Consider the following 18,501-nt stretch of genomic DNA (forward strand, 5'->3'; position numbering starts at 1 on the left):
GGGCTAGCGCGCGTCGAACGGCGTGCGCGCCTCACGGTAGACGGCGATATCGCTGGGCGAGTCGCCGGGGTTGAAGCGAATATCTAACTGGTGTGAAAGCAGCGCAGGCCACAGCGCCTGCAACTCTTCAACGCTGACATCCAGCGCCAGCTCAGCGATCTGCTCGCGACGGTCAAAGCGTACCTCATCTAGCGCGGTGGCCTGCCAATAGCGGTTGGCCATGCTCGGCAGGCTAGTGTCCCGCTGGTTCAGGCGGTCATGGACTGCTTGGCGATGGGCCGCTAGTTCCTCATCGCTCAGCGCATTAAGACGCGTTTTCGCGTCGTTCATAAAGGCATCTATGCGCTCGGCAATCGTACCGCTGTCCACGTCCGGCGACTGCACGATCAGACCAATACCGGGGGCTTCCAGCAGCGGCGAATAACCCGCATTAACGATGTAGCCAAGCTGCTCTTCGGTGCGTAGCTGCTGGTAAAACGGTGTATCCAGCCACTGGGCCAGCACGCTCAAGCGAGCTTGCTCCTCAACGCTGGTATCGCGCCCCTGCAGATAACGCAGCACCAGCGACTCTTCGCGGGTACTGTGAGGATGCAGTATTTCTGACTCATCACTGACTTCCAGCGGTGTCAGCGGCGGAATGTCGTTGCGTGTCAAACGTGGCGTAAGCGCACCGCGAATCAGATTGGCCTGTTCCTGCGCCTGCTCGGCGTTCAGGTTGCCCACCGCCATGGCGTCGATGTACAAATCATCCAAGAAGCGCTGACGGAAATTCTCCAAATGGCGCTTCTCTAGCCGCTGGCTCGCTTCCAGTAGTTCAGCAGTGGACCACTGCGGCGTCAGTAGCGCTTCACCTAGTGCGCGGCTTGCCTGACCCGTCAACGACGCTTGAGGGGCGTTGCGCCACTCCCGCTGTAGCTGATAGCGCACCCGCTCAAACGCACCGGTAGAGATATCCGCCTGCTGAAGCTGTTCAAGGGCTTGCTCGATCAGCGGTGTTTGGCCATCACGCCAGCCAGAAAACGACAGCGTCATACCGCGCGCATGGGCGTAAGCGCTAAACGACTGCCCGGCGATCCACGCGGGGTAGAGCGACTCATTAAGGCTGTCGTTTAGCCAGCCTGCCAGCAAGCGCGTGAGTACCGCTTCTTCCACCGAGTAGCTGGCGCTGGGATGCTGCAAGCTCACCCGCCACTCGACGCTGGGCGTATTAAAACGGCTGTCCTGCATGTGCCAAGCGGTAAACGTAGGCGTCTCGATCAAGGCAGTAGGCTGCTCATCCTGGCCTCCCTGAAGGGTGAGGTCGCTGGCAATAAAGGGGTTAGGTTCTGGTAAGGCTAAGCCGCTCAGCGCCTGACCGGTGGTGGTCGGCGACTGCTCTTTCCACTGGGTGTTAAACCACGGCGATATGGTGTCGCTTTCGACATCCGGGGCAGAGTAAAAACGTAGCATGTTGTCCTGAGTCAGCGCGTCCAAGTAGCGCTGCTGGCGCTCACTGTCCATGCCGTCCATCCGGTACGCGGCGTACTGCACGTCCTCGACCGGGTAGCGGGAGAGGCTCATGGCTAGGCGGGTGGCCTCTTGCTGAGGAGCGCCGTGCTGCTGAAAGCGAAATGCCTGCTCGCTAAGGCTTTTCTGCTCGTCATAGCGCCATTCGGCTAGGCCTGTGTCGCGTATTTGCTCAATGGCGGCAAACAGCGACGCTTCGATATCGTCCAGGCGTTCGGCGCCCGCCGGAGTGAGGCTGATGGAAATGGTAAACAGCGCTTCGTTACCATCGCCACGGCCCACACCTGCGGAGAGCCCGTCGGCCAAGCCTGACTCACGCAGTACCGACAGCAAGCTGCCATCACCCTCATCGCCCAGTAAATGCGCGATGAGCTGAGTTGGCTTGGTGCGATACTCGTCGGTAGGGTCAGGAACAGGGAAATAGAAACGCAGTTGGCGACGATCCTGCAGCGATTGTCGCTCTACGTAGCGCGGCAGCGTGTCGGGGTCGATCAGCGGCGCATCAATGGTGGGGGCGCTTAGGTCATTATCAGGAATGTCGGCAAAGCGCTCGATTACTAGCTCTTCCAAGGTGTCCAGCGGTTGCGGAGCCACAATCGTCAGGTTCATGACGTTGGCATCGTAGTAGCGGTGGTAGAACTCGATCACCCGCTCGCGCAGCGTTGCCTCGCCTTCTGGGTTGGCCAGCGTGTCTCGGCTGCCCACCGCAAACCCTGTAATGGGATTGTCAGGGTTGAGCAACTGGTTTAGCACATCGTTCTCGCGGCGTGATTCATCGCGAATACGCGCCATATACTCGGAATGAACGATATTGCGCTCGCTCTCTAGGTGATCAGCATTAAACAGCGGCGAGAGGAAAAACTCGCTAAAGCGATCTAATGCGCCAGGCAGCGCTGAAGGCTCAATATCGAAAAAGTAGTTGGTGTCCTGCTGGGCAGTAAAGGCGTTGTGGGAGCCTGCATTGTCGGAAATATATTGCTGGTAAGCATCCGATTGTGGATAGGGCTCGGTGCCCAAGAACAGCATATGTTCCAAAAAGTGCGCCAGCCCCTGTAGGTCGTCTGGGTCCTGGGCGCTGCCGACCCGCACGTTCATGGAAGCAGCGGCCTTGTCGGCATCGGGGTCGCTGACCAGCAGCGCCTGTAGGCCATTATCGAGCGTTACCACGCGGTAGTCGCGATCATCGAAGGGGCTGATTGTGGGTGTGATGACCTCGGCAACCGGGCTCTCTTCCGCCCAAAGGCTAGGGGCAGGGGCCAAGAGCAGGCCGATGGTTAGGCCAAAAACGGCGCGCCGCGCCTGAAGGCGAGGCGGAATAGCAGACATGGTTGGCAACATTACGGCTCCTGTGACACGGTCCAGCGCAGCATTGGCCCTGTGGGGTGCGCGCAAGAGGGTGACTGGTAGGCAGGGTTATTCACATGCTTTGATACCGGAAAAGCGCCCAACAGTTCCAGCGGTGCCGGCATCAATAGTGGTGTTAGCGACGTAAGCTCAGTGCTGGGGTCTAACCATTGATGTAGCGCTTCCGGGGGAATAATCACCGGTAAACGGTCAGTCAGTGGTGACAGGCAGGCATTGGCAGGCACGCTGATCAGCGCCGTCGAATCGGTAAAAGTGGTGAGAGTTGTGTGGTAACGGCACCAGAGCGCGCCGAGCAGCAGCGGGCCGCGATTCACTTGGGTGACTAGAAACGGCTGCTTACTGCGCGCCTGCGGCTTCCAGATATAAAAGCCGCTGACAGGAATTACGCACCGTCGAGCGCTAAACGCCTCATGAAACATGGCCCGCTTGCTAAGCGTTTCCGCTCGCGCGCAGTGAGGAGCGTGGTCGAGCACTTTGAGCCACGGCGGCGTCAGCCCCCAAAAAAGAGGGGTGTGCGTTAAGCGCCCCTGCTCAAGGCGGAAGGCCGACACTGGTTGACGCGGGGCTAGATTGGGCGACTCAATGAGTGGCTCGGTGCTCTTTAGGTCTGGCGCAAGGCGGGCGAGCGATAGGCGCTGTACGTGTAGGCGTCCCGTCATGCCGATCTCCTTAATGCGCGATGCCTGCGGCGCTGATACAAAATGGCGAGGGGGAGTAGTAATACGTTAAATGTCGCGTTTTAGTGTCGAAAACAGTGTTCGATGTAAGGTATCCTATCGTATACCTTGCTCACGCTAAAGCGCGATGAGGCATTCTTCCCTGTTTGCCGTTGACCTGAAGAGATCGCCATGGCCCGTCCTAGACAGCATGCGCCCGATGCCCTCCACGCGCAGGTCATGCACGCTTGTGATGAGTGGTTGGCTAAGCAGCCAGTCCATGGTTTATCACTACGTGCCCTGGCCAGAGAGGTGGGCTGTGCGCCCAGTACGCTGCTAAAACTATACGGCAGCTTTAATAATTTATTGCAGCACGTCAACGTCGAAACCCTCGCACGTTTGCAGCATACCATTACCAGCCTGGCTGAGGATGCCCCGGAGCCGTGGCTGCGTTCCCTGGCACACGCCTATTGGCGGTTTGCGGAGCAAGACTGCTACCGTTGGCAGCTGCTGTTTGACTACCCGCTCGCCCAGGAAGGGGAGTTGGACCAGCGCCAGAGCGACCTGATTGAAGCCCTGTTTACCCAGGTGGAGACATCGTTAAAGCAGTATCAACCTGCGCTGGATGACCTGGAAGCACGCCGCCTTGGCCGTACCTTGTGGGGCAGCGTTCACGGCTTGGTGCAGCTTGGCTTGAACGAGCGGCTAGGCTACTGGCAGGGGCAGCAACTCAAAGTCGATGAGCTATTGGATCAACTCATGAGCACCGTGCTGGCCGGGTTGCGACACCGGGGGGCGGTGACGTGACATGGGGGATCAAAACCACCCGCTGCTTGCTGCGCCGCGTGATCTATGTGGCCATGCGCGGTTGCTACCGGCTGTCGGTGCATGGCCAAGGGCACGTACCCAAACGGGGCGCTGCGTTGGTCGTCTGTAACCACGTTAGCTTTATGGATGCACTGGTGCTGGGCGGTGGAAGCCCTAGGCCGCTACGGTTTGTGATGGATCAGCCCATCTTCGAATCCCGCTGGCTGAAGTGGTGGTTTCAACTGGTCGGAGCGATTCCGATCGAATCGGAACGCCATAGCCCGGGAGCGCTGCGGCGCACCCTGGATGAAGTGAGCAAGGCGCTGCGTGAGGGCGATATCGTGATGGTGTTTCCGGAAGGGCGCTTAACCCCAGATGGCGACATTCATACCTTTCGCCGTGGGCTCGAAACCATTCTCGCCCGAGACAACGTGCCGGTAATTCCGGCAGGCTTGGCGGGGCTCTGGGGGTCGTGGACCTCCCACTACGGCGGCAAAGCACTAAAGAAGTGGCCTTCGCGGTTTAGAGCGCCAGTGAGCCTACACTTTGGTCCGCCCATTTTAGTGCATGAAGTCGAGGGTGTGGCGTTAAGGCGCTTCTTGGAGCAGCGGGTTAGGGCATTGAAGGCCGCGGGCGATAGCGAGATCACCCGTTGCCAACCGCGACAGCAGGATTAGCGACGGGCCAGGCGCAGCTTTTGCCAGCAGCGCGCTGAGGTGATCAGGTTATCGCGAATTTCCAGAATCTCCATCCGTGTGTTGCCGATCTGCAGGCAGGCTGGACCTTCTGGGAAAGCTTCTAAGTGCTCAAGAATTAACCCGTTTAACGTCTTTGGGCCGTCGGTCGGCAGTTGCCACCCCAGCATCTTATTGATCTCACGAATGTTAGCCGTGCCTTCAATGACATGGCTACCATCATCCTGCTGGTGAATCTCGTCATCTTCAGAAACGTCGGTGGTGAACTCGCCGACGATCTCTTCGAGAATATCCTCAAGTGTCACCAGCCCCTCTACATCGCCGTACTCATCCACCACGATGCCTATCCGCCGCTTCTGCTTCTGGAAATTCAGCAGCTGGGTATGCAGCGGTGTGGATTCGGGAATGAAGTAGGGCTCGCGTGCCTCTTGAACAATCGCCGCTTTAGTGACTTCGCTGCGGGATAAAAAGCGCGCCGCGTTGCGCAGGTGGAGCATACCAATAATGTTGTTGATATCGCCCTTATAGACCGGCAGGCGTGTGTGCTGGCTGGTGCGGATCTGGGTCAGAATATCTTCCAGTGAGTCGTCCAGGTCGATGCCCAACACTTCGTGGCGGGGCACCATGATGTCGTTCACCGTCACGTTCTCAAGATCCAGAATCGACAGCAGCATGGCTCGGTGGCGATAGGGAATCAGCGTACCCGCTTCATGTACCACGGTGCGCAGCTCATCACGGGTCAGGCTATCGCCGCCGTTATCCACGCTTTTCACGCCAATCAGTCGCAGCAGCCCGTTAGACATCACATTGACCAGCCACACCAAGGGGTAAAGCAGCTTTAGCAGCGGCTCCAGGGCGTAGGAGGTGGGGTAAGCAATGCGCTCAGGCTTAATAGCGGCGTAGGTTTTGGGCGTCACTTCCGCAAAAATCAGAATGGTAATGGTGAGCAGCGCGGTGGAAATAGCCGGGCCGGACACATCGCCAAAAAAGTGGATGGCAATAATCGTGGCAATGGAGGCTGCCAAGTTATTGACGAAGTTATTGCCAATCAGAATAACGCCAATGAGTCGATCGGGGCGGGTAAGCAAGCGCATCACGCGCTTGGCGCTACGGTCGCCGCTGTTGGCTTGGTGGCTAAGTCGATAGCGGTTGATCGACATCATGCCCGTTTCAGAACTAGAGAAGAAGGCAGACAGCAGGATGAGTAAGGCTAGCAGGCCGAACAGTAACCCCAGGGGGAAGTCGTCGCTCAAGTCGAAAGTTCCTTTATGGCGTATTAAGCTCGATTTTTAGAAGCATGGCAGTGGCGTGTCAAGCGCGCGTTTACTGACGCGATCACCACTAAGCCCGCAGGCTTAGCGGTTAAGCAGAATTTCCAGCACGAATTTACTACCAAAGTAGGCCAACAGAAGAAGGGCGCAGCCACCGAGGGTCCAGCGCACGGCTCGCATGCCGCGCCAGCCAAAACGGTAGCGGCCCACCAGTAGCGTGGTGAAAATGATCCATGCGCCCAGTGAGAGAACAGTTTTATGAACCAAATGCTGAGCAAATAGATTATCGAGGAAAATTAAGCCGCTAATAATTGACAAGGTCAGCAGCACAATACCCGCCCATACCAGCTCAAACAGCACACGCTCCATGGTGGTGAGCGGCGGTAAAGACTGGACGATGCCGCGAATATGGTGATGACGCAGCGCCTGATTCTGTAATCCCACCAGCACCGCCTGCACCGCGGCAATGGCCAGCACGGCAAAGGCCAGCGCTGAGCTCACGGCATGCAGCAAAATACCCGGTGTTAAGCCGCTATGGCTGCCCTGGCTAGGCAGCCAAGTGGCCACAATCAGGGCAATGCCAGCAAGTGGAAACAGCGCGATGCCCGCATTAAGCACTGGCTTGAATAGGCTGGCCACCAGTACCACATTCACCGCCACCGCCATCAATAACGTGGCACTGGTGGTAAAGCCGGGCAGCAGCCCCGGTGATTCCCCCACCAACTGCACGACCACAGGAATATGCAACAGCAGGCCCAGCGCGCCTAGCAGACGTACCATGCCTTGGCGGGGAGGCACCCGGCGAAACAGCGTCATGCCCTGCCAAATAGCAGCGGCGACATAGAGAATAAAAGCGATCGTGGCGAACGGGAGCGCCTGCATGATGCTATCCATGCGCCTTGCAGCGCGTTGTTGAGAAAAATAGGGTCAGAACAGCGCCTGTATCCGAGTGGCAATACCTCCCAGTCAGGACGCCTCAATGTATTTTCCGGTCAATCTAGATCGGCTCGCCTACTATAACCAATCAAGGCGGCGTCGCACAGCCATCGAGCGCCAACGCTGACGCCCATGGAGACTCAGGCCGCGAGCGCGTATAATCGCGGCCACATTCGTCCGGTGAATACGCCCGGCGACAGCGACGGAGGCAGAGGCCCCATGTTTCAGAATCTGAGCGAGCGTCTTTCCCAGACGCTGAAGTCGATCAAAGGCCAAGCACGGCTAACCGACGACAATATCAAAGATACCCTACGTGAAGTACGCAAAGCGCTGCTTGAGGCAGACGTAGCGCTACCGGTAGTTAAAGCCTTTATTGAGCGGGTGCGCGAGCGTGCGGTCGGCCAAGAGGTGTCGAAAAGCCTCTCGCCGGGCCAACAGTTCGTCAAAATCGTCCAGCAAGAGCTGGAAGCGATTATGGGCGAGGCCAATGAAGGCCTTAGCCTAAAAGGCTCTCCCGCTGTCGTGCTGATGGCCGGTTTGCAGGGGGCGGGTAAAACCACCTCCGTCGCCAAGCTGGCCCGCTATCTGCGTGAGCGCGAGAAGAAAAAGGTGCTGGTGGTCTCGGCGGACGTCTACCGTCCGGCGGCCATCGACCAGCTTGAAACCCTGGCGAAAGAGGTTCAGGTCGACTTCTTCCCCTCCCGCTCTGACCAGAAGCCGGTCGACATCGCCAACGCGGCCATCAAGCACGCTAAAATTCAGTTCCACGACGTAGTGCTAGTCGATACTGCAGGCCGCCTTGCCATCGATGAAGCGATGATGGCGGAAATTCAGGCACTGCATAAGGCGGTTTCTCCCCAAGAAACGCTGTTTGTCGTCGATGCCATGACTGGCCAGGATGCGGTAAATACCGCCAAGGCGTTCAATGAAGCGCTGCCCTTGACCGGTGTGATCCTGACCAAGGCTGATGGTGATGCAAGGGGTGGTGCTGCACTGTCTGTCCGTCATGTCACGGGTAAGCCGATCAAGTTTATGGGGGTTGGTGAAAAGGTCGATGCGCTAGAGCCTTTCCACCCCGACCGGGTCGCGTCTCGAATTCTTGGCATGGGCGACATGCTGTCGCTGATCGAAGAGGCCGAGCGCACCGTCGATAAGGACAAAGCTGCCCAGCTTGCCAGCAAGGTGAAGAAAGGTGACGGCTTTGATCTGGAAGACTTTCGCGACCAGCTTCAGCAGCTCAAAAAAATGGGCGGCATGGGCGGCCTGCTCGGCAAGCTGCCGGGTATGGGCCAAATGGCCGAACTGGCGCAAGGCCCCGGCCCTGAGAAGGAGCTAGGCAAGCTAGAAGCGCTGATCAACTCCATGACGCCCAAAGAGCGCCGCAAGCCCGACATCATTAACGGTTCGCGCAAGCGCCGCATAGCAGCGGGGGCGGGCCTGCAGGTGCCTGACTTGAACCGCCTGCTAAAGCAGCACAAGCAGATGCAGAAGATGATGAAGAAAGCGGGCAAGAAAGGTGGCATGCAGAAAATGATGCGCGGTATGTCGGGCATGATGGGTGGCGGCGGCGGCCCGGGTGGTCCCGGTGGTATGGGCGGCATGGGTGGTCCTGGCGGCTTACCCTGGCGCTAAATGGTACCTGTCGTCGCGTTCTGATGCGCTTGGTAAGGTTGACGGCCTGTGAGTTTTCTGGCTGTCAGGCTTTCCAAGCCGAGCGCATTTGCGTAGAATGCGGCCTCTTCATGCGTGGGTGTTGGCAAAATGTGCGTTAGCACGGCCCCAATACTTGCCAGTGAAGGTCCTGATGGTGTGTCGCCTTGGCTTATATAAGCAGGTGGTGCGCCAAGAAAACAGTATGACGAGTGTTCTGATAGCGGTTTGCGCTATGCCCCACTCTCGTAACCTCAACCGAAGGATAGTTATCGTATGGTTACCATTCGTTTGGCACGTGGTGGCGCCAAAAAGCGTCCCTTTTATCACCTGACTGTTACCGATTCTCGCAACGCCCGTGACGGCCGTTTCATCGAGCGTATCGGCTTCTTCAATCCGGTTGCCCGTGGTCAAGAAGAGCGTCTGCGTGTTGATCTGGATCGCGTTACTCACTGGCAGAGCCAAGGCGCCCAGCTGTCTGGTCGTGTTGCTGAGCTGGTTAAAGAAGCGCGCAAGCAGGCCTAAGCCTGTTGCCCGTCGCAAGTCATAGCAATAGATGCTGTTGTAGCTGGAGTGGTCGTCAATGACGCGTTTTAACACTAGCCATACTGACGACACACATGTGGTGCTTGGTAAGCTAACTAGCCCTCACGGGATTAAAGGTTGGCTGAAGGTGTACTCCTATACCAACCCCATGGACAGCATTCTAGAGTACCCTGAGTGGTGGGTGCGCCAAGGGGAAAACCTAACGCGCATGAACGTTGTTCAGGGAAGTCGGCAAGGTAAAGGGCTTGTCGTGCAGCTGAAAGGTGTGGGTGACCGAACGGCAGCCGAAGCGCTGGCGCAAGCGGACATCCTGATGCCGAAAGAAGCACTGCCTGAGCTTTCCGACGATGAGTACTACTGGCATGAGCTTGAGGGCCTTACTGTCTTCACTCAGTCAGGCGAGCGGTTAGGGCAGGTCAGCTACCTGTTTGAAACCGGCGCGAACGATGTCATGGTGGTACGCGGTGATAACGACGCAATCGATAAGCGCGAGCGGCTGTTACCCTTCCTGCCCGATGATGTGATCGTTGAGATCAGCCTGGAATACGGCCGTATGGTGGTTGACTGGGACCCTGAGTTTTGATGAGCCAAGACGCTTTGAACGAACTTACGGCGACGGATGCAACGGTGGCAGCAGAGGAGTCTGCAGGCAGCCAAACAGACGCACCAGCGATGTGGATTGGTGTGGTATCGCTGTTTCCTGAGATGTTCGATGCGATTACCCAGCAGGGCGTGATCGGTCGGGCGGTAGAGAAACAGCGCATTGCCCTAGAGTTTTGGAATCCGCGGGATTATGCCACCGACCGCCACCGCAGCGTGGACGATCGCCCCTATGGCGGCGGCCCCGGTATGCTAATGAAGGTAGACACCCTCCGGGCGGCTATCTTTGATGCTCGCCAACGTGCCGAGCAGGCAACCGGTCTCACGCCGACGGTGATCTACCTATCGCCCCAAGGGCGCCGGTTAGATCAGCAGGGCGTTCAAGTGCTCGCCTCGGCAGGCCCTCTTGTAGTGGTTGCCGGGCGCTATGAAGGCATCGACGAGCGCGTGGTGGAGAGTGACATCGATGAAGAATGGTCGATTGGCGACTATGTGCTGAGTGGCGGTGAGCTGCCCGCGATGGTGCTGATCGACGCAGCGGCAAGGCTGGTACCCGGCGTGCTGGGCCACCAGGATTCCGCTATCGAAGACTCGTTTAATGACGGCTTGTTAGACTGCCCGCACTATACCCGTCCTGAAGTCATCGACGGGCGCCAAGTGCCTGAGGTGCTGCTAAGCGGAAATCATGCAGCCATCAAGCGCTGGCGGTTAAAGCAGTCGCTGGGGCGTACCTGGCAGCGTCGTCCTGATCTGTTAGCAGGGCGAACCCTTAACGCCGAGCAGCAAGTGCTGCTAGACGAGTTTATCGAGGAACACGCTCTGTCCGCTACGTTGGGTAACGCGGAGTAGGCAGAGCGGCGGTGCAGGACGGATACAGTAGTAAGCTTACGTACCTGCGTCACCCATAACGACTCCCGCGTAGCTCGCTTCGAGCGCCGGGATCACGGTTTGCCCCTTCCACGACTGCGTGGCAAGCCATTACGTTATTTAGGAGTATGAAGATGAGCAGCAAGAACAAGGTGATCCAGGCGATCGAAGCCGAGCAAATGAGCAAAGAGATTCCTGCTTTTGCACCGGGCGACACCATCGTCGTTCAGGTTAAAGTAAAAGAAGGTACTCGTGAGCGTCTGCAGGCGTTTGAAGGTGTGGTCATCGGTAAGCGTAACCGCGGCCTGAACTCCGCTTTCACCGTACGCAAAATCTCCCACGGTGTTGGCGTTGAGCGTACCTTCCAGACCTACAGCCCGCTGGTTGACTCTATCGAAGTCAAGCGTCGTGGTGACGTTCGTCAAGCCAAACTGTACTACCTGCGTGAGCGCAGCGGTAAGTCGGCGCGTATCAAGGAAAAACTGGCTTAATCGCCACTTTTTTCACGGGCGCACGGCGCTCGGATACGGAAAACCCCGTCACCGCTTTGCGGGGCGGGGTTTTTGTTTGTCGCCTTGCAGTGAGACCGTTAGCCTATGAGCGTGATTGATGCTTATCTGGATGCTCTGTGGTTAGAGCAGGGAGCCAGCGACCATACGCTAGCGGCCTATCGGCGCGATTTAACCGCTTGGCAGCAGCAGCTTGAACGCGATGATGAAACGCTGCTCACAGCCTCGCCAACGCGTTTTAGCACTTGGATGGAGCAGCGTCGCGAGCAAGGCTACCAACTGCGCAGCAACGCCAGAATGCTTTCGTCACTGCGCAGTTTTTATCGCTGGGCACGGCTCTATGGACATATAGACAGCGACCCGCTTGCCAATGTATCGCTTCCCAAGGTACGCCCTAGCCTGCCCAATACGCTTGAGGAAGACGAGGTTGAGCGCCTGCTGCTGGCCCCGGATGTGGGCACGCCGCTTGGCGTGCGTGACCGCACCATGCTGGAGCTGCTCTACGCCTGCGGGCTGCGGGTGTCTGAGCTTGTTGGCCTGACCGGCGATGCAGTCAACTTGCGCCAGGGGGTGGTGCGCGTGCGCGGCAAAGGGGATAAAGACCGCCTAGTGCCCATGGGGGAGGAGGCCGCCGAGTGGCTGGCGCAATACTTAAAAACAGCGCGCCCGGCGTTAATGCAGGACCCAACGCGCCCAGCGCTGTTCCCCGGGCGAGGCGATAACTCAATGACGCGGCAGACATTTTGGCACCGTATTAAAGCCCACGCCATCACGGCAGGAATATCGCGGCCGCTGTCGCCTCACACGTTGCGCCACGCATTCGCGACTCATTTATTGAATCATGGGGCTAATTTACGGGTCGTACAGCTGCTGTTAGGTCATAGCGACCTATCCACCACACAAATTTATACTCACGTTGCCCAGGCGCGCCTGGAGCAACTGCATGCTGAACACCATCCACGAGGTTAATCAAAGAATGCGCCAACGTATGCCCTCAGCTGCGAAATCCTGTGCCCCCTGGCTGGTGCTGGCGGGCAGTTTACTGCCTGCTTTTGCCTACGCCGATGATGTTGCCGAGCGCTTGGCTGAAAATTTACAGGTCAATGGGCAGGCGATGCCGGTCGAGCAGGTGAATGCCACGCCGATGGAAGGGGTTTATCACGTTCGCCTGGAGAGCGGTGAATCGTTTTATTCAAATGCGGACGGCAGCCACTTTTTGGTAGGGGACCTCTACCAAAATGCGGATAATGGGCTGGTAAATTTGACTGAGCAGTCCCGCAACCAAGAACGCGCGTCGGCGCTGGCGGCGATTCCTGAGAGCGAGCGCGTGGTGTTTAGAGGGGTGGATGAGCCGAAGGCTACGGTGGTGGTGTTTACCGACCCCACCTGCCCCTATTGCGAACGCCTCCATGAGACCGTACCCGAGCTCAACGAGCGGGGCATTGCGGTACACTACCTAGCCTTTCCAAGGGCCGGTATGGGCAGCGGTGCAGCCAACACCCTGCAGCAAGTCTGGTGCTCTGATAACCGCAGTGAAGCGATGAATCAGGCCAAAGAGGGACAAACGATTGCCGCAGAGGCCAGCTGCGATAACCCGGTGGCAGATCAGTACGCCCTGGGACAAGCGCTAGGGGTTCAAGGTACGCCAGCCATCATCCTGCCCGACGGGCAAATGGTGCCTGGATTTGTACCCCCCGACCGGCTCGTTGCCATGTTAGGTTTGAAAGATGAATAACATCACTTAAGTAACGAACGAACACGCTGAGACACTGATTTAAGAAGCGGCACCTGCGGGTGCCCAACACGAAAGGGGAAGTATTTTGAAACCGGTAAGAGTAGGCATTTGTGGGTTAGGTACTGTGGGTGGCGGCACCTTCAACGTATTAACGCGCAACGCGGACGATATTAGCCGCCGCGCAGGCCGCCCGATTGTGATTGAACAGGTTGCCCACCGCAGTATTCATCCTGACTGCGATATTACCGGCATTAACGCGACGACCGATGTGTTTGAAGTCGCGAACAACCCCAACGTGGATGTGCTGGTAGAGCTGATCGGCGGCTACGATATTGCCCGCGAGCTGGTGCTCACCGCAATTGCCAACGGCAAGCATGTAGTCACCGCCAACAAGGCGCTGATCGCCGTTCACGGTAACGAGATTTTCCGTGCGGCCCATGAAAAGGGCGTGATCGTTGCCTTTGAAGCCGCCGTCGCGGGGGGGATTCCCGTCATCAAATCGCTGCGTGAAGGCCTGGGGGCCAACCGGATCGAGTGGGTCGCGGGCATTATCAACGGCACCGGTAACTTCATTCTGACCCACATGCGCGACGAAGGCCGTGCCTTTGAAGACGTATTGGCCGAGGCCCAGGCGCTTGGCTATGCCGAAGCCGACCCGACGTTCGACGTGGAAGGCATCGATGCCGCCCACAAGCTGACCATTCTGGCTTCCATTGCTTACGGCGTGCCGCTGCAGTTTGAAAAAGCCTTCACCGAAGGCATTTCGCGTATCACCGCCGAAGACGTGGAACAGGCCGACAACCTCGGTTACGTCATCAAGCATCTGGGTATCTCCAAGCGCACCGATCAAGGGCTGGAGCTGCGGGTTCATCCCACGCTGATCCCCAAAGAGCGCCTGCTGGCCAATGTGCATGGTGTGAAAAACGCCATTGCGGTGATGGGTGATGCGGTTGGTCCCACGCTGTACTACGGAGCGGGTGCCGGTGCCGAGCCAACGGCGTCAGCCGTGGTGGCGGATCTGCTGGACGTGGCGCGCGACATCGCCACCGACCACCACTACCGCGTGCCTTACCTGGCGTTTAGCGGCATCGATGAAGATGTTAGCCAACTGCCGATTATGCCGATGGAAGAGATCACCACGGCTTACTACCTGCGCCTGCTGGCGGTGGACCGCCCCGGCGTACTGGCCCGTGTAGCGACCATTCTGGCCGAGCAGGGCATCTCCATTGAAGCGCTGATTCAGAAAGAGGCCACCGAAGGCGAGCTGGTACCGATCATTCTGCTGACGCATCGCACCAAAGAGAAGCAGATGAACGAAGCGATCCGCGAGATCGAAGCCATGGCCGATATCGCAGGCCCAGTCACGCGTATTCGCGTGGAAAGCCTGGACGAAGGAGAGTAACCGATGCGCTATATCAGCACGCGTGGGCAAGCGCCCGCCCTCTCGTTTGAAGAGGTGGTGCTCACCGGTATGGCCAGCGATGGCGGTCTTTACGTCCCGGAAACGCTGCCTGAGTTCTCCAAAGAGGAGCTGGCCGACATGGCCGGGCTCTCCTACGCCGAGATCGCTTTTCGGGTGATGAAGCCGTTCGTCAACGGCGAGATCGACGACGAGACCTTCCGCCGTTTGGTGACCGAGGCGTACGCCACGTTCAACCACGACGCGGTGGTGCCGTTAAAACAGTTGGATGCCAGCCACTTCCTGTTAGAGCAATTCCACGGCCCGACGCTGGCGTTTAAAGACGTGGCGCTGCAGTTGCTGGGGCGACTGCTGGATCACTTCCTGAAAAAGCGCAACGAGCGTGCGGTGATCATGGGCGCCACCTCTGGTGACACCGGCTCGGCGGCCATCGAAGGCTGCCGCCACTGCGACAACCTCGATATTTTCATACTGCACCCCCACAACCGCGTCTCCGAAGTGCAGCGCCGTCAGATGACCTCGGTGCTCGCCGACAACGTCTTCAACATCGCCATCGAGGGCAACTTCGATGATGCCCAGGCGATGGTGAAAGCCAGCTTTGCCAATCAAGACTTCTTGAACGGTACGCGGCTCGTGGCGGTGAACTCGATCAACTGGGCGCGTATCATGGCCCAGATCGTCTACTACGTGGCCGCAGGCGTGGCGTTGGGCGCTCCCCAGCGGGAAGTAAGCTTCTGCGTGCCATCGGCTAACTTCGGCAATGTCTTTGCGGGCTACATGGCTTACAAGATGGGCCTGCCGGTGAAGCAGTTCATCATCGCCACCAATGCCAACGATATTCTGCACCGCACGTTGGCGGCTAACGACTTCTCCAAGAAAGAGCTGGCGGCCACGTTAGCGCCCTCGATGGATATCGTCGTGTCGTCCAATTTCGAGCGCCTGCTGTTCGATGCCTACGACCGTGACGGTGCCGCCGTGGCTGCCCTGCTGGAACGCTTCCAGCAAGAGCCTACTGCGCTTGCCGGTGCGCCGCTGGCTAAGCTGCGCGAGAAGTTCGCCAGCTACAGCGTCGATGACGAGACGATTCTGGAAGTGATTCGGGAAGCGCATCATCGTACCGGCGAGATTCTCGATCCGCATACGGCGACCGGCTACCGAGCGGCCGAGCGGGCACGTGTAGACACCTCCACGCCGATGATCACCCTGGCCACCGCCCACCCGGCGAAGTTCGCCGAAGCCGTGGTAAAAGCGGGCTTCCAGGGCGTGCCGCTGCCGACCCACATGGACGACCTGCTGGAGCGTAAAGAGCGCTATACGGTGTTGCCCGCAGAATTGAGCGCGGTACAGCAGTTCGTCGCTGACAACCGTCGCTGAGGTGATATGACCCAGGTGTCACCCCTTTCTCAGCAGAGTAACCAGCCCCGCCTAGAGCCTCGTCCCCTGGACGAGGCTGTTTATTTGCGTGCGCAATCCGAAGGGCTGAGCGAGCTTCAGGCAAGGCTTTTGGCATCGCGGCTGCCCGGCTATACCGGGGAGCTTGCGCCGCTGGTGTCGCCCAGCCTGCGCTATCTCGTGCATCCTGAAAAACTCGCCGATGGTCGCCGCGCGGCGGAGCGAATTGCCCAGGCAGTCGCTGAAGGCGAGTCCATTGGTATTCTGACCGACTACGATGTGGACGGCATCACCTCACACGTGGTCATTCGGCGCACGCTGGTGGAGCTGTTTGGTGTGCCTGAGCACAAGCTGCACAGTCTGATTGGCCACCGTATTCACGACGGCTACGGCATCAGCCTGCCGTTAGTGGAGCGAACGCTCAGTTTAAAGCCGCTGCCCACACTGGTGATTACCGCCGACTGCGGCAGTTCTGACGAGCCGCGCATTGCGCGGCTGAAAGCAGCCGGTATCGATGTGGTGGTCAGCGATCACCACGCGCTGCCCCTGGAAGGTCCGCCGCCCTCCGCGTATGCCTGTGTGAACCCGACTCGTAGCGATTGCGACTATCCGGATAAAACCATTGCGGGCTGTATGGTGGCCTGGCTGCTGATGTCGCTCGCCCGCGGCGTACTGGTGGAGTGGGGAGCGTTGCTGGAGGCCACGCCGAAGCTCTCGCCGTGGCTCTCCTATGTGGCGTTAGGCACCGTGGCGGACTGCGTCTCGCTGGGTGGAAGCCCCGCCAACCGTGCGGTGGTGAGCTACGGCTTAACGCTGATCAATCGTATGGATGCCGCCTGCTGGCGGGCCATGGCAGCGCGGTTAGGGGCTGACAGCGTGCCCTTCAACGCCGAAACACTGGCGTTTCAGATGGGCCCGAGGATCAACGCCCGTTCGCGGCTAGATGACCCCTACGCGGCGCTGCACTTTATGCTGGCAGAGAGCGACGGTGTCGCGAACCGTCAGCTTGAAGTGCTTGACCAGGATAACCAGTCCCGCAAGGCGATTGAGGCGGATATGACCGAGGAGGCGCGGGCGCTGGCCGTTCCCGCCTTGGAGGCCAACGAGCCTGCCGTCGTGGTGCTGTTGGAAGATGGTCACCCCGGCGTGCAGGGCATCGTCGCCTCGCGGCTGGTGCAGGCCTACGGACGTCCAGCCGTAGTGCTTACGCGGGCAGCCGCGCCCAATATGCTCACCGGCTCTGGCCGCTCCATTGAGGGGCTGCACCTAAGAGATGCCCTGCAGCGTACTTTTGAGCTTGCTCCTGAGTCGCTGCCGCGCTTTGGGGGGCACAGTGGTGCCGCAGGTGTAGGCGTGCCACGGGAGCAGCTAGCGGCCTTTAAAGCCGCGTTTTTGCAAGCGGTTGGCGAGCAACTTGGCGATACACCGCTCTACCCGCGCCTATGGACCGATGGCGAGCTCTCGACCGCCCAGCTCTCGCTGGCGACGCTGGTGGAAATCGAGACGTTAGGCCCCTATGGGCGGGAGTTCGACCCGCCGCTATTTGAAGGGCGCTTTATTGTGGAAGCGCTGCGCCCGGTGGGTGCAGAAGGTTCGCACTTGATGATGGAGCTCTCCATGGGGGCCGTCACCAGCAAAGCGATTTGGTTTCGCGCGCTCACACCGGGGGAACTGCCCTCGTTTAGCGTGGGCGATACGCTGCACTGCGCTTACAAGCTCAATCGCAACCGCTGGCGCGGTCGCGAGTCATTGCAGCTTATGGTGGAGCACGCTAGCCCCGTTTAATACTCTCCGCTATCCTCGCGTCCTTGGCCGCTTAAGCGGCCGCTCTAATAATCCTAAAAAGGACGCACTCATGCGCATGGAAGACCTGCCTAAAGACCCTCACAAGCCCTATGAAGACATCATGGCGATGCTGTTGGGCACGCTGTTTGTGGCGCTGGGGGTGACGTTTTACACCCACGCGGTGCTGCTCACCGGCAGTACTGCAGGGCTTGCACTGTTGCTGAACTATGTAACGGGGTGGGGGTTTGGCATCTGGTTTTTTGCTATCAACCTGCCGTTTTACTATCTGGCGATCAAACGCATGGGGTGGAGCTTTACGCTGCGCACTTTTGCGGCCATCGGCCTGGTATCGCTGTTCTCCGAACTCACCCAAGGGTGGGTCGAGTTTGCCAACGTGCCTTCGCTCTACGCGGCGCTGATGGGCGGCGCATTAATGGGAATTGGCATGCTGATGCTGTTTCGCCACCGCACCAGCCTCGGCGGTATCAACATTCTCGCCCTCTACCTCCAGGATAAGCACGGCCTGCGGGCGGGCTATGTGCAGCTCGGCATCGATGGCGTGATCCTGCTGGTGGCACTCACCCAGCTAGCCCTAGACCGCGTAGGCTACTCGGTGCTGGGGGCGCTGACGCTCAACTTGATTATCGCCCTGAACCACAAGCCAGGGCGTTATATCGGGGTTAGCTAAACGGTTGCTAGTTAAGCCAAAACCACCAGACGATCAAGCCAATGACTGCGATACCCGCAAGATTGATCAGTAA

General features: G+C 58.7%; 17 protein-coding genes. 13 read left to right on the plus strand and 4 right to left on the minus strand.

The genetic code is table 11. The features are described from left to right. Positions 1-3: 3 nt before the first annotated feature. Complete coding sequence (locus BIS10_RS01775) at positions 4-2,844, minus strand: insulinase family protein (protein ID WP_253501815.1); 2,841 nt, start codon at positions 2,842-2,844, stop codon at positions 4-6. Then, on the minus strand, positions 2,844-3,530 hold the full coding sequence (locus BIS10_RS01780) for an SOS response-associated peptidase (RefSeq protein ID WP_253501817.1): 687 nt from the start codon (positions 3,528-3,530) through the stop codon (positions 2,844-2,846). The genes BIS10_RS01775 and BIS10_RS01780 overlap by 1 nt, the downstream gene beginning before the upstream one ends. 189 nt (positions 3,531-3,719) lie before the next feature. Between BIS10_RS01780 and BIS10_RS01785 the strand changes: the two genes are divergently transcribed. Both BIS10_RS01785 and BIS10_RS01790 read left to right on the plus strand, forming a co-directional pair. Beyond that, positions 3,720-4,334 carry a TetR/AcrR family transcriptional regulator gene (locus tag BIS10_RS01785; protein WP_253501819.1) on the plus strand — a complete coding sequence of 205 codons (615 nt, stop codon included), beginning with the start codon at positions 3,720-3,722 and terminating at the stop codon, positions 4,332-4,334. Beyond that, positions 4,331-5,011 carry a 1-acyl-sn-glycerol-3-phosphate acyltransferase gene (locus BIS10_RS01790; protein WP_253501822.1) on the plus strand — a complete coding sequence of 227 codons (681 nt, stop codon included), beginning with the start codon at positions 4,331-4,333 and terminating at the stop codon, positions 5,009-5,011. Before BIS10_RS01785 ends, BIS10_RS01790 begins: the two co-directional genes overlap by 4 nt. Here the strand turns inward: BIS10_RS01790 and BIS10_RS01795 are convergent. Together BIS10_RS01795 and BIS10_RS01800 are read right to left on the minus strand one after the other, a co-directional pair. Next, positions 5,008-6,282, minus strand: a complete 1,275-nt coding sequence (locus BIS10_RS01795; protein WP_253501825.1) for an HlyC/CorC family transporter — start codon at positions 6,280-6,282, stop codon at positions 5,008-5,010. The two genes, BIS10_RS01790 and BIS10_RS01795, sit on opposite strands and share 4 nt — an antisense overlap. A 102-nt stretch (positions 6,283-6,384) precedes the next feature. Next, positions 6,385-7,182 carry an inner membrane protein YpjD gene (locus tag BIS10_RS01800; RefSeq protein WP_062374909.1) on the minus strand — a complete coding sequence of 266 codons (798 nt, stop codon included), beginning with the start codon at positions 7,180-7,182 and terminating at the stop codon, positions 6,385-6,387. Positions 7,183-7,455: 273 nt separating this feature from the next. Between BIS10_RS01800 and ffh the strand changes: the two genes are divergently transcribed. The 11 genes from ffh (at position 7,456) to BIS10_RS01855 (ending at position 18,428) form a co-directional block, all read left to right on the plus strand. Continuing rightward, positions 7,456-8,868 (plus strand): signal recognition particle protein, encoded by a 1,413-nt coding sequence (ffh, locus tag BIS10_RS01805; protein WP_253501828.1) that lies wholly within the window; start codon positions 7,456-7,458, stop codon positions 8,866-8,868. Positions 8,869-9,162: 294 nt separating this feature from the next. Continuing rightward, positions 9,163-9,411 carry a 30S ribosomal protein S16 gene (gene rpsP, locus BIS10_RS01810; protein WP_009098555.1) on the plus strand — a complete coding sequence of 83 codons (249 nt, stop codon included), beginning with the start codon at positions 9,163-9,165 and terminating at the stop codon, positions 9,409-9,411. A gap of 58 nt (positions 9,412-9,469) precedes the next feature. Further along, entirely contained in the window at positions 9,470-10,015 is a 546-nt protein-coding gene (gene rimM / locus BIS10_RS01815; protein WP_253501831.1) for a ribosome maturation factor RimM, read from the plus strand. An 89-nt stretch (positions 10,016-10,104) separates the two neighbouring features. After that, positions 10,105-10,881, plus strand: coding sequence for a tRNA (guanosine(37)-N1)-methyltransferase TrmD (gene trmD / locus BIS10_RS01820; protein WP_253501876.1), 777 nt, complete (start codon positions 10,105-10,107; stop codon positions 10,879-10,881). A 152-nt stretch (positions 10,882-11,033) separates the two neighbouring features. Then, entirely contained in the window at positions 11,034-11,390 is a 357-nt protein-coding gene (rplS, locus tag BIS10_RS01825) for a 50S ribosomal protein L19 (RefSeq protein WP_054640811.1), read from the plus strand. A gap of 105 nt (positions 11,391-11,495) precedes the next feature. After that, positions 11,496-12,377 (plus strand): site-specific tyrosine recombinase XerD, encoded by an 882-nt coding sequence (gene xerD, locus BIS10_RS01830; protein ID WP_253501834.1) that lies wholly within the window; start codon positions 11,496-11,498, stop codon positions 12,375-12,377. After that, positions 12,352-13,143 (plus strand): DsbC family protein, encoded by a 792-nt coding sequence (locus tag BIS10_RS01835; protein WP_253501837.1) that lies wholly within the window; start codon positions 12,352-12,354, stop codon positions 13,141-13,143. The genes xerD and BIS10_RS01835 overlap by 26 nt, the downstream gene beginning before the upstream one ends. 85 nt (positions 13,144-13,228) lie before the next feature. Continuing rightward, positions 13,229-14,545 carry a homoserine dehydrogenase gene (locus BIS10_RS01840; protein WP_253501840.1) on the plus strand — a complete coding sequence of 439 codons (1,317 nt, stop codon included), beginning with the start codon at positions 13,229-13,231 and terminating at the stop codon, positions 14,543-14,545. A 3-nt stretch (positions 14,546-14,548) separates the two neighbouring features. Continuing rightward, a complete protein-coding gene (gene thrC / locus BIS10_RS01845; protein WP_253501842.1) occupies positions 14,549-15,937 on the plus strand; it encodes a threonine synthase in 1,389 nt (462 codons plus the stop codon). Between the two features lie 6 nt (positions 15,938-15,943). Further along, entirely contained in the window at positions 15,944-17,740 is a 1,797-nt protein-coding gene (locus tag BIS10_RS01850) for a DHH family phosphoesterase (RefSeq protein ID WP_253501845.1), read from the plus strand. A 70-nt stretch (positions 17,741-17,810) separates the two neighbouring features. Further along, positions 17,811-18,428, plus strand: coding sequence for a YitT family protein (locus BIS10_RS01855; protein ID WP_253501848.1), 618 nt, complete (start codon positions 17,811-17,813; stop codon positions 18,426-18,428). Positions 18,429-18,501: the final 73 nt, after the last annotated feature.

It is taken from the genome of Halomonas sp. 707B3 (assembly GCF_024158645.1).
GTDB classification, from domain to species: Bacteria; Pseudomonadota; Gammaproteobacteria; order Pseudomonadales; family Halomonadaceae; genus Vreelandella; species Vreelandella lionensis.

What these genes read in the sequence shown, in the direction of transcription:
- BIS10_RS01775 (WP_253501815.1), bottom strand. Translation starts at nt 2,844, where the DNA reads ATGTTGCCAACCATGTCTGCTATTCCGCCTCGCCTTCAGGCGCGGCGC.
- BIS10_RS01780 (WP_253501817.1), bottom strand. Translation starts at nt 3,530, where the DNA reads ATGACGGGACGCCTACACGTACAGCGCCTATCGCTCGCCCGCCTTGCG.
- BIS10_RS01785 (WP_253501819.1), top strand. Translation starts at nt 3,720, where the DNA reads ATGGCCCGTCCTAGACAGCATGCGCCCGATGCCCTCCACGCGCAGGTC.
- BIS10_RS01800 (WP_062374909.1), bottom strand. Translation starts at nt 7,182, where the DNA reads ATGCAGGCGCTCCCGTTCGCCACGATCGCTTTTATTCTCTATGTCGCC.
- ffh (WP_253501828.1), top strand. Translation starts at nt 7,456, where the DNA reads ATGTTTCAGAATCTGAGCGAGCGTCTTTCCCAGACGCTGAAGTCGATC.
- rpsP (WP_009098555.1), top strand. Translation starts at nt 9,163, where the DNA reads ATGGTTACCATTCGTTTGGCACGTGGTGGCGCCAAAAAGCGTCCCTTT.
- rimM (WP_253501831.1), top strand. Translation starts at nt 9,470, where the DNA reads ATGACGCGTTTTAACACTAGCCATACTGACGACACACATGTGGTGCTT.
- trmD (WP_253501876.1), top strand. Translation starts at nt 10,105, where the DNA reads ATGTGGATTGGTGTGGTATCGCTGTTTCCTGAGATGTTCGATGCGATT.
- rplS (WP_054640811.1), top strand. Translation starts at nt 11,034, where the DNA reads ATGAGCAGCAAGAACAAGGTGATCCAGGCGATCGAAGCCGAGCAAATG.
- xerD (WP_253501834.1), top strand. Translation starts at nt 11,496, where the DNA reads ATGAGCGTGATTGATGCTTATCTGGATGCTCTGTGGTTAGAGCAGGGA.
- BIS10_RS01835 (WP_253501837.1), top strand. Translation starts at nt 12,352, where the DNA reads ATGCTGAACACCATCCACGAGGTTAATCAAAGAATGCGCCAACGTATG.
- thrC (WP_253501842.1), top strand. Translation starts at nt 14,549, where the DNA reads ATGCGCTATATCAGCACGCGTGGGCAAGCGCCCGCCCTCTCGTTTGAA.
- BIS10_RS01850 (WP_253501845.1), top strand. Translation starts at nt 15,944, where the DNA reads ATGACCCAGGTGTCACCCCTTTCTCAGCAGAGTAACCAGCCCCGCCTA.
- BIS10_RS01855 (WP_253501848.1), top strand. Translation starts at nt 17,811, where the DNA reads ATGCGCATGGAAGACCTGCCTAAAGACCCTCACAAGCCCTATGAAGAC.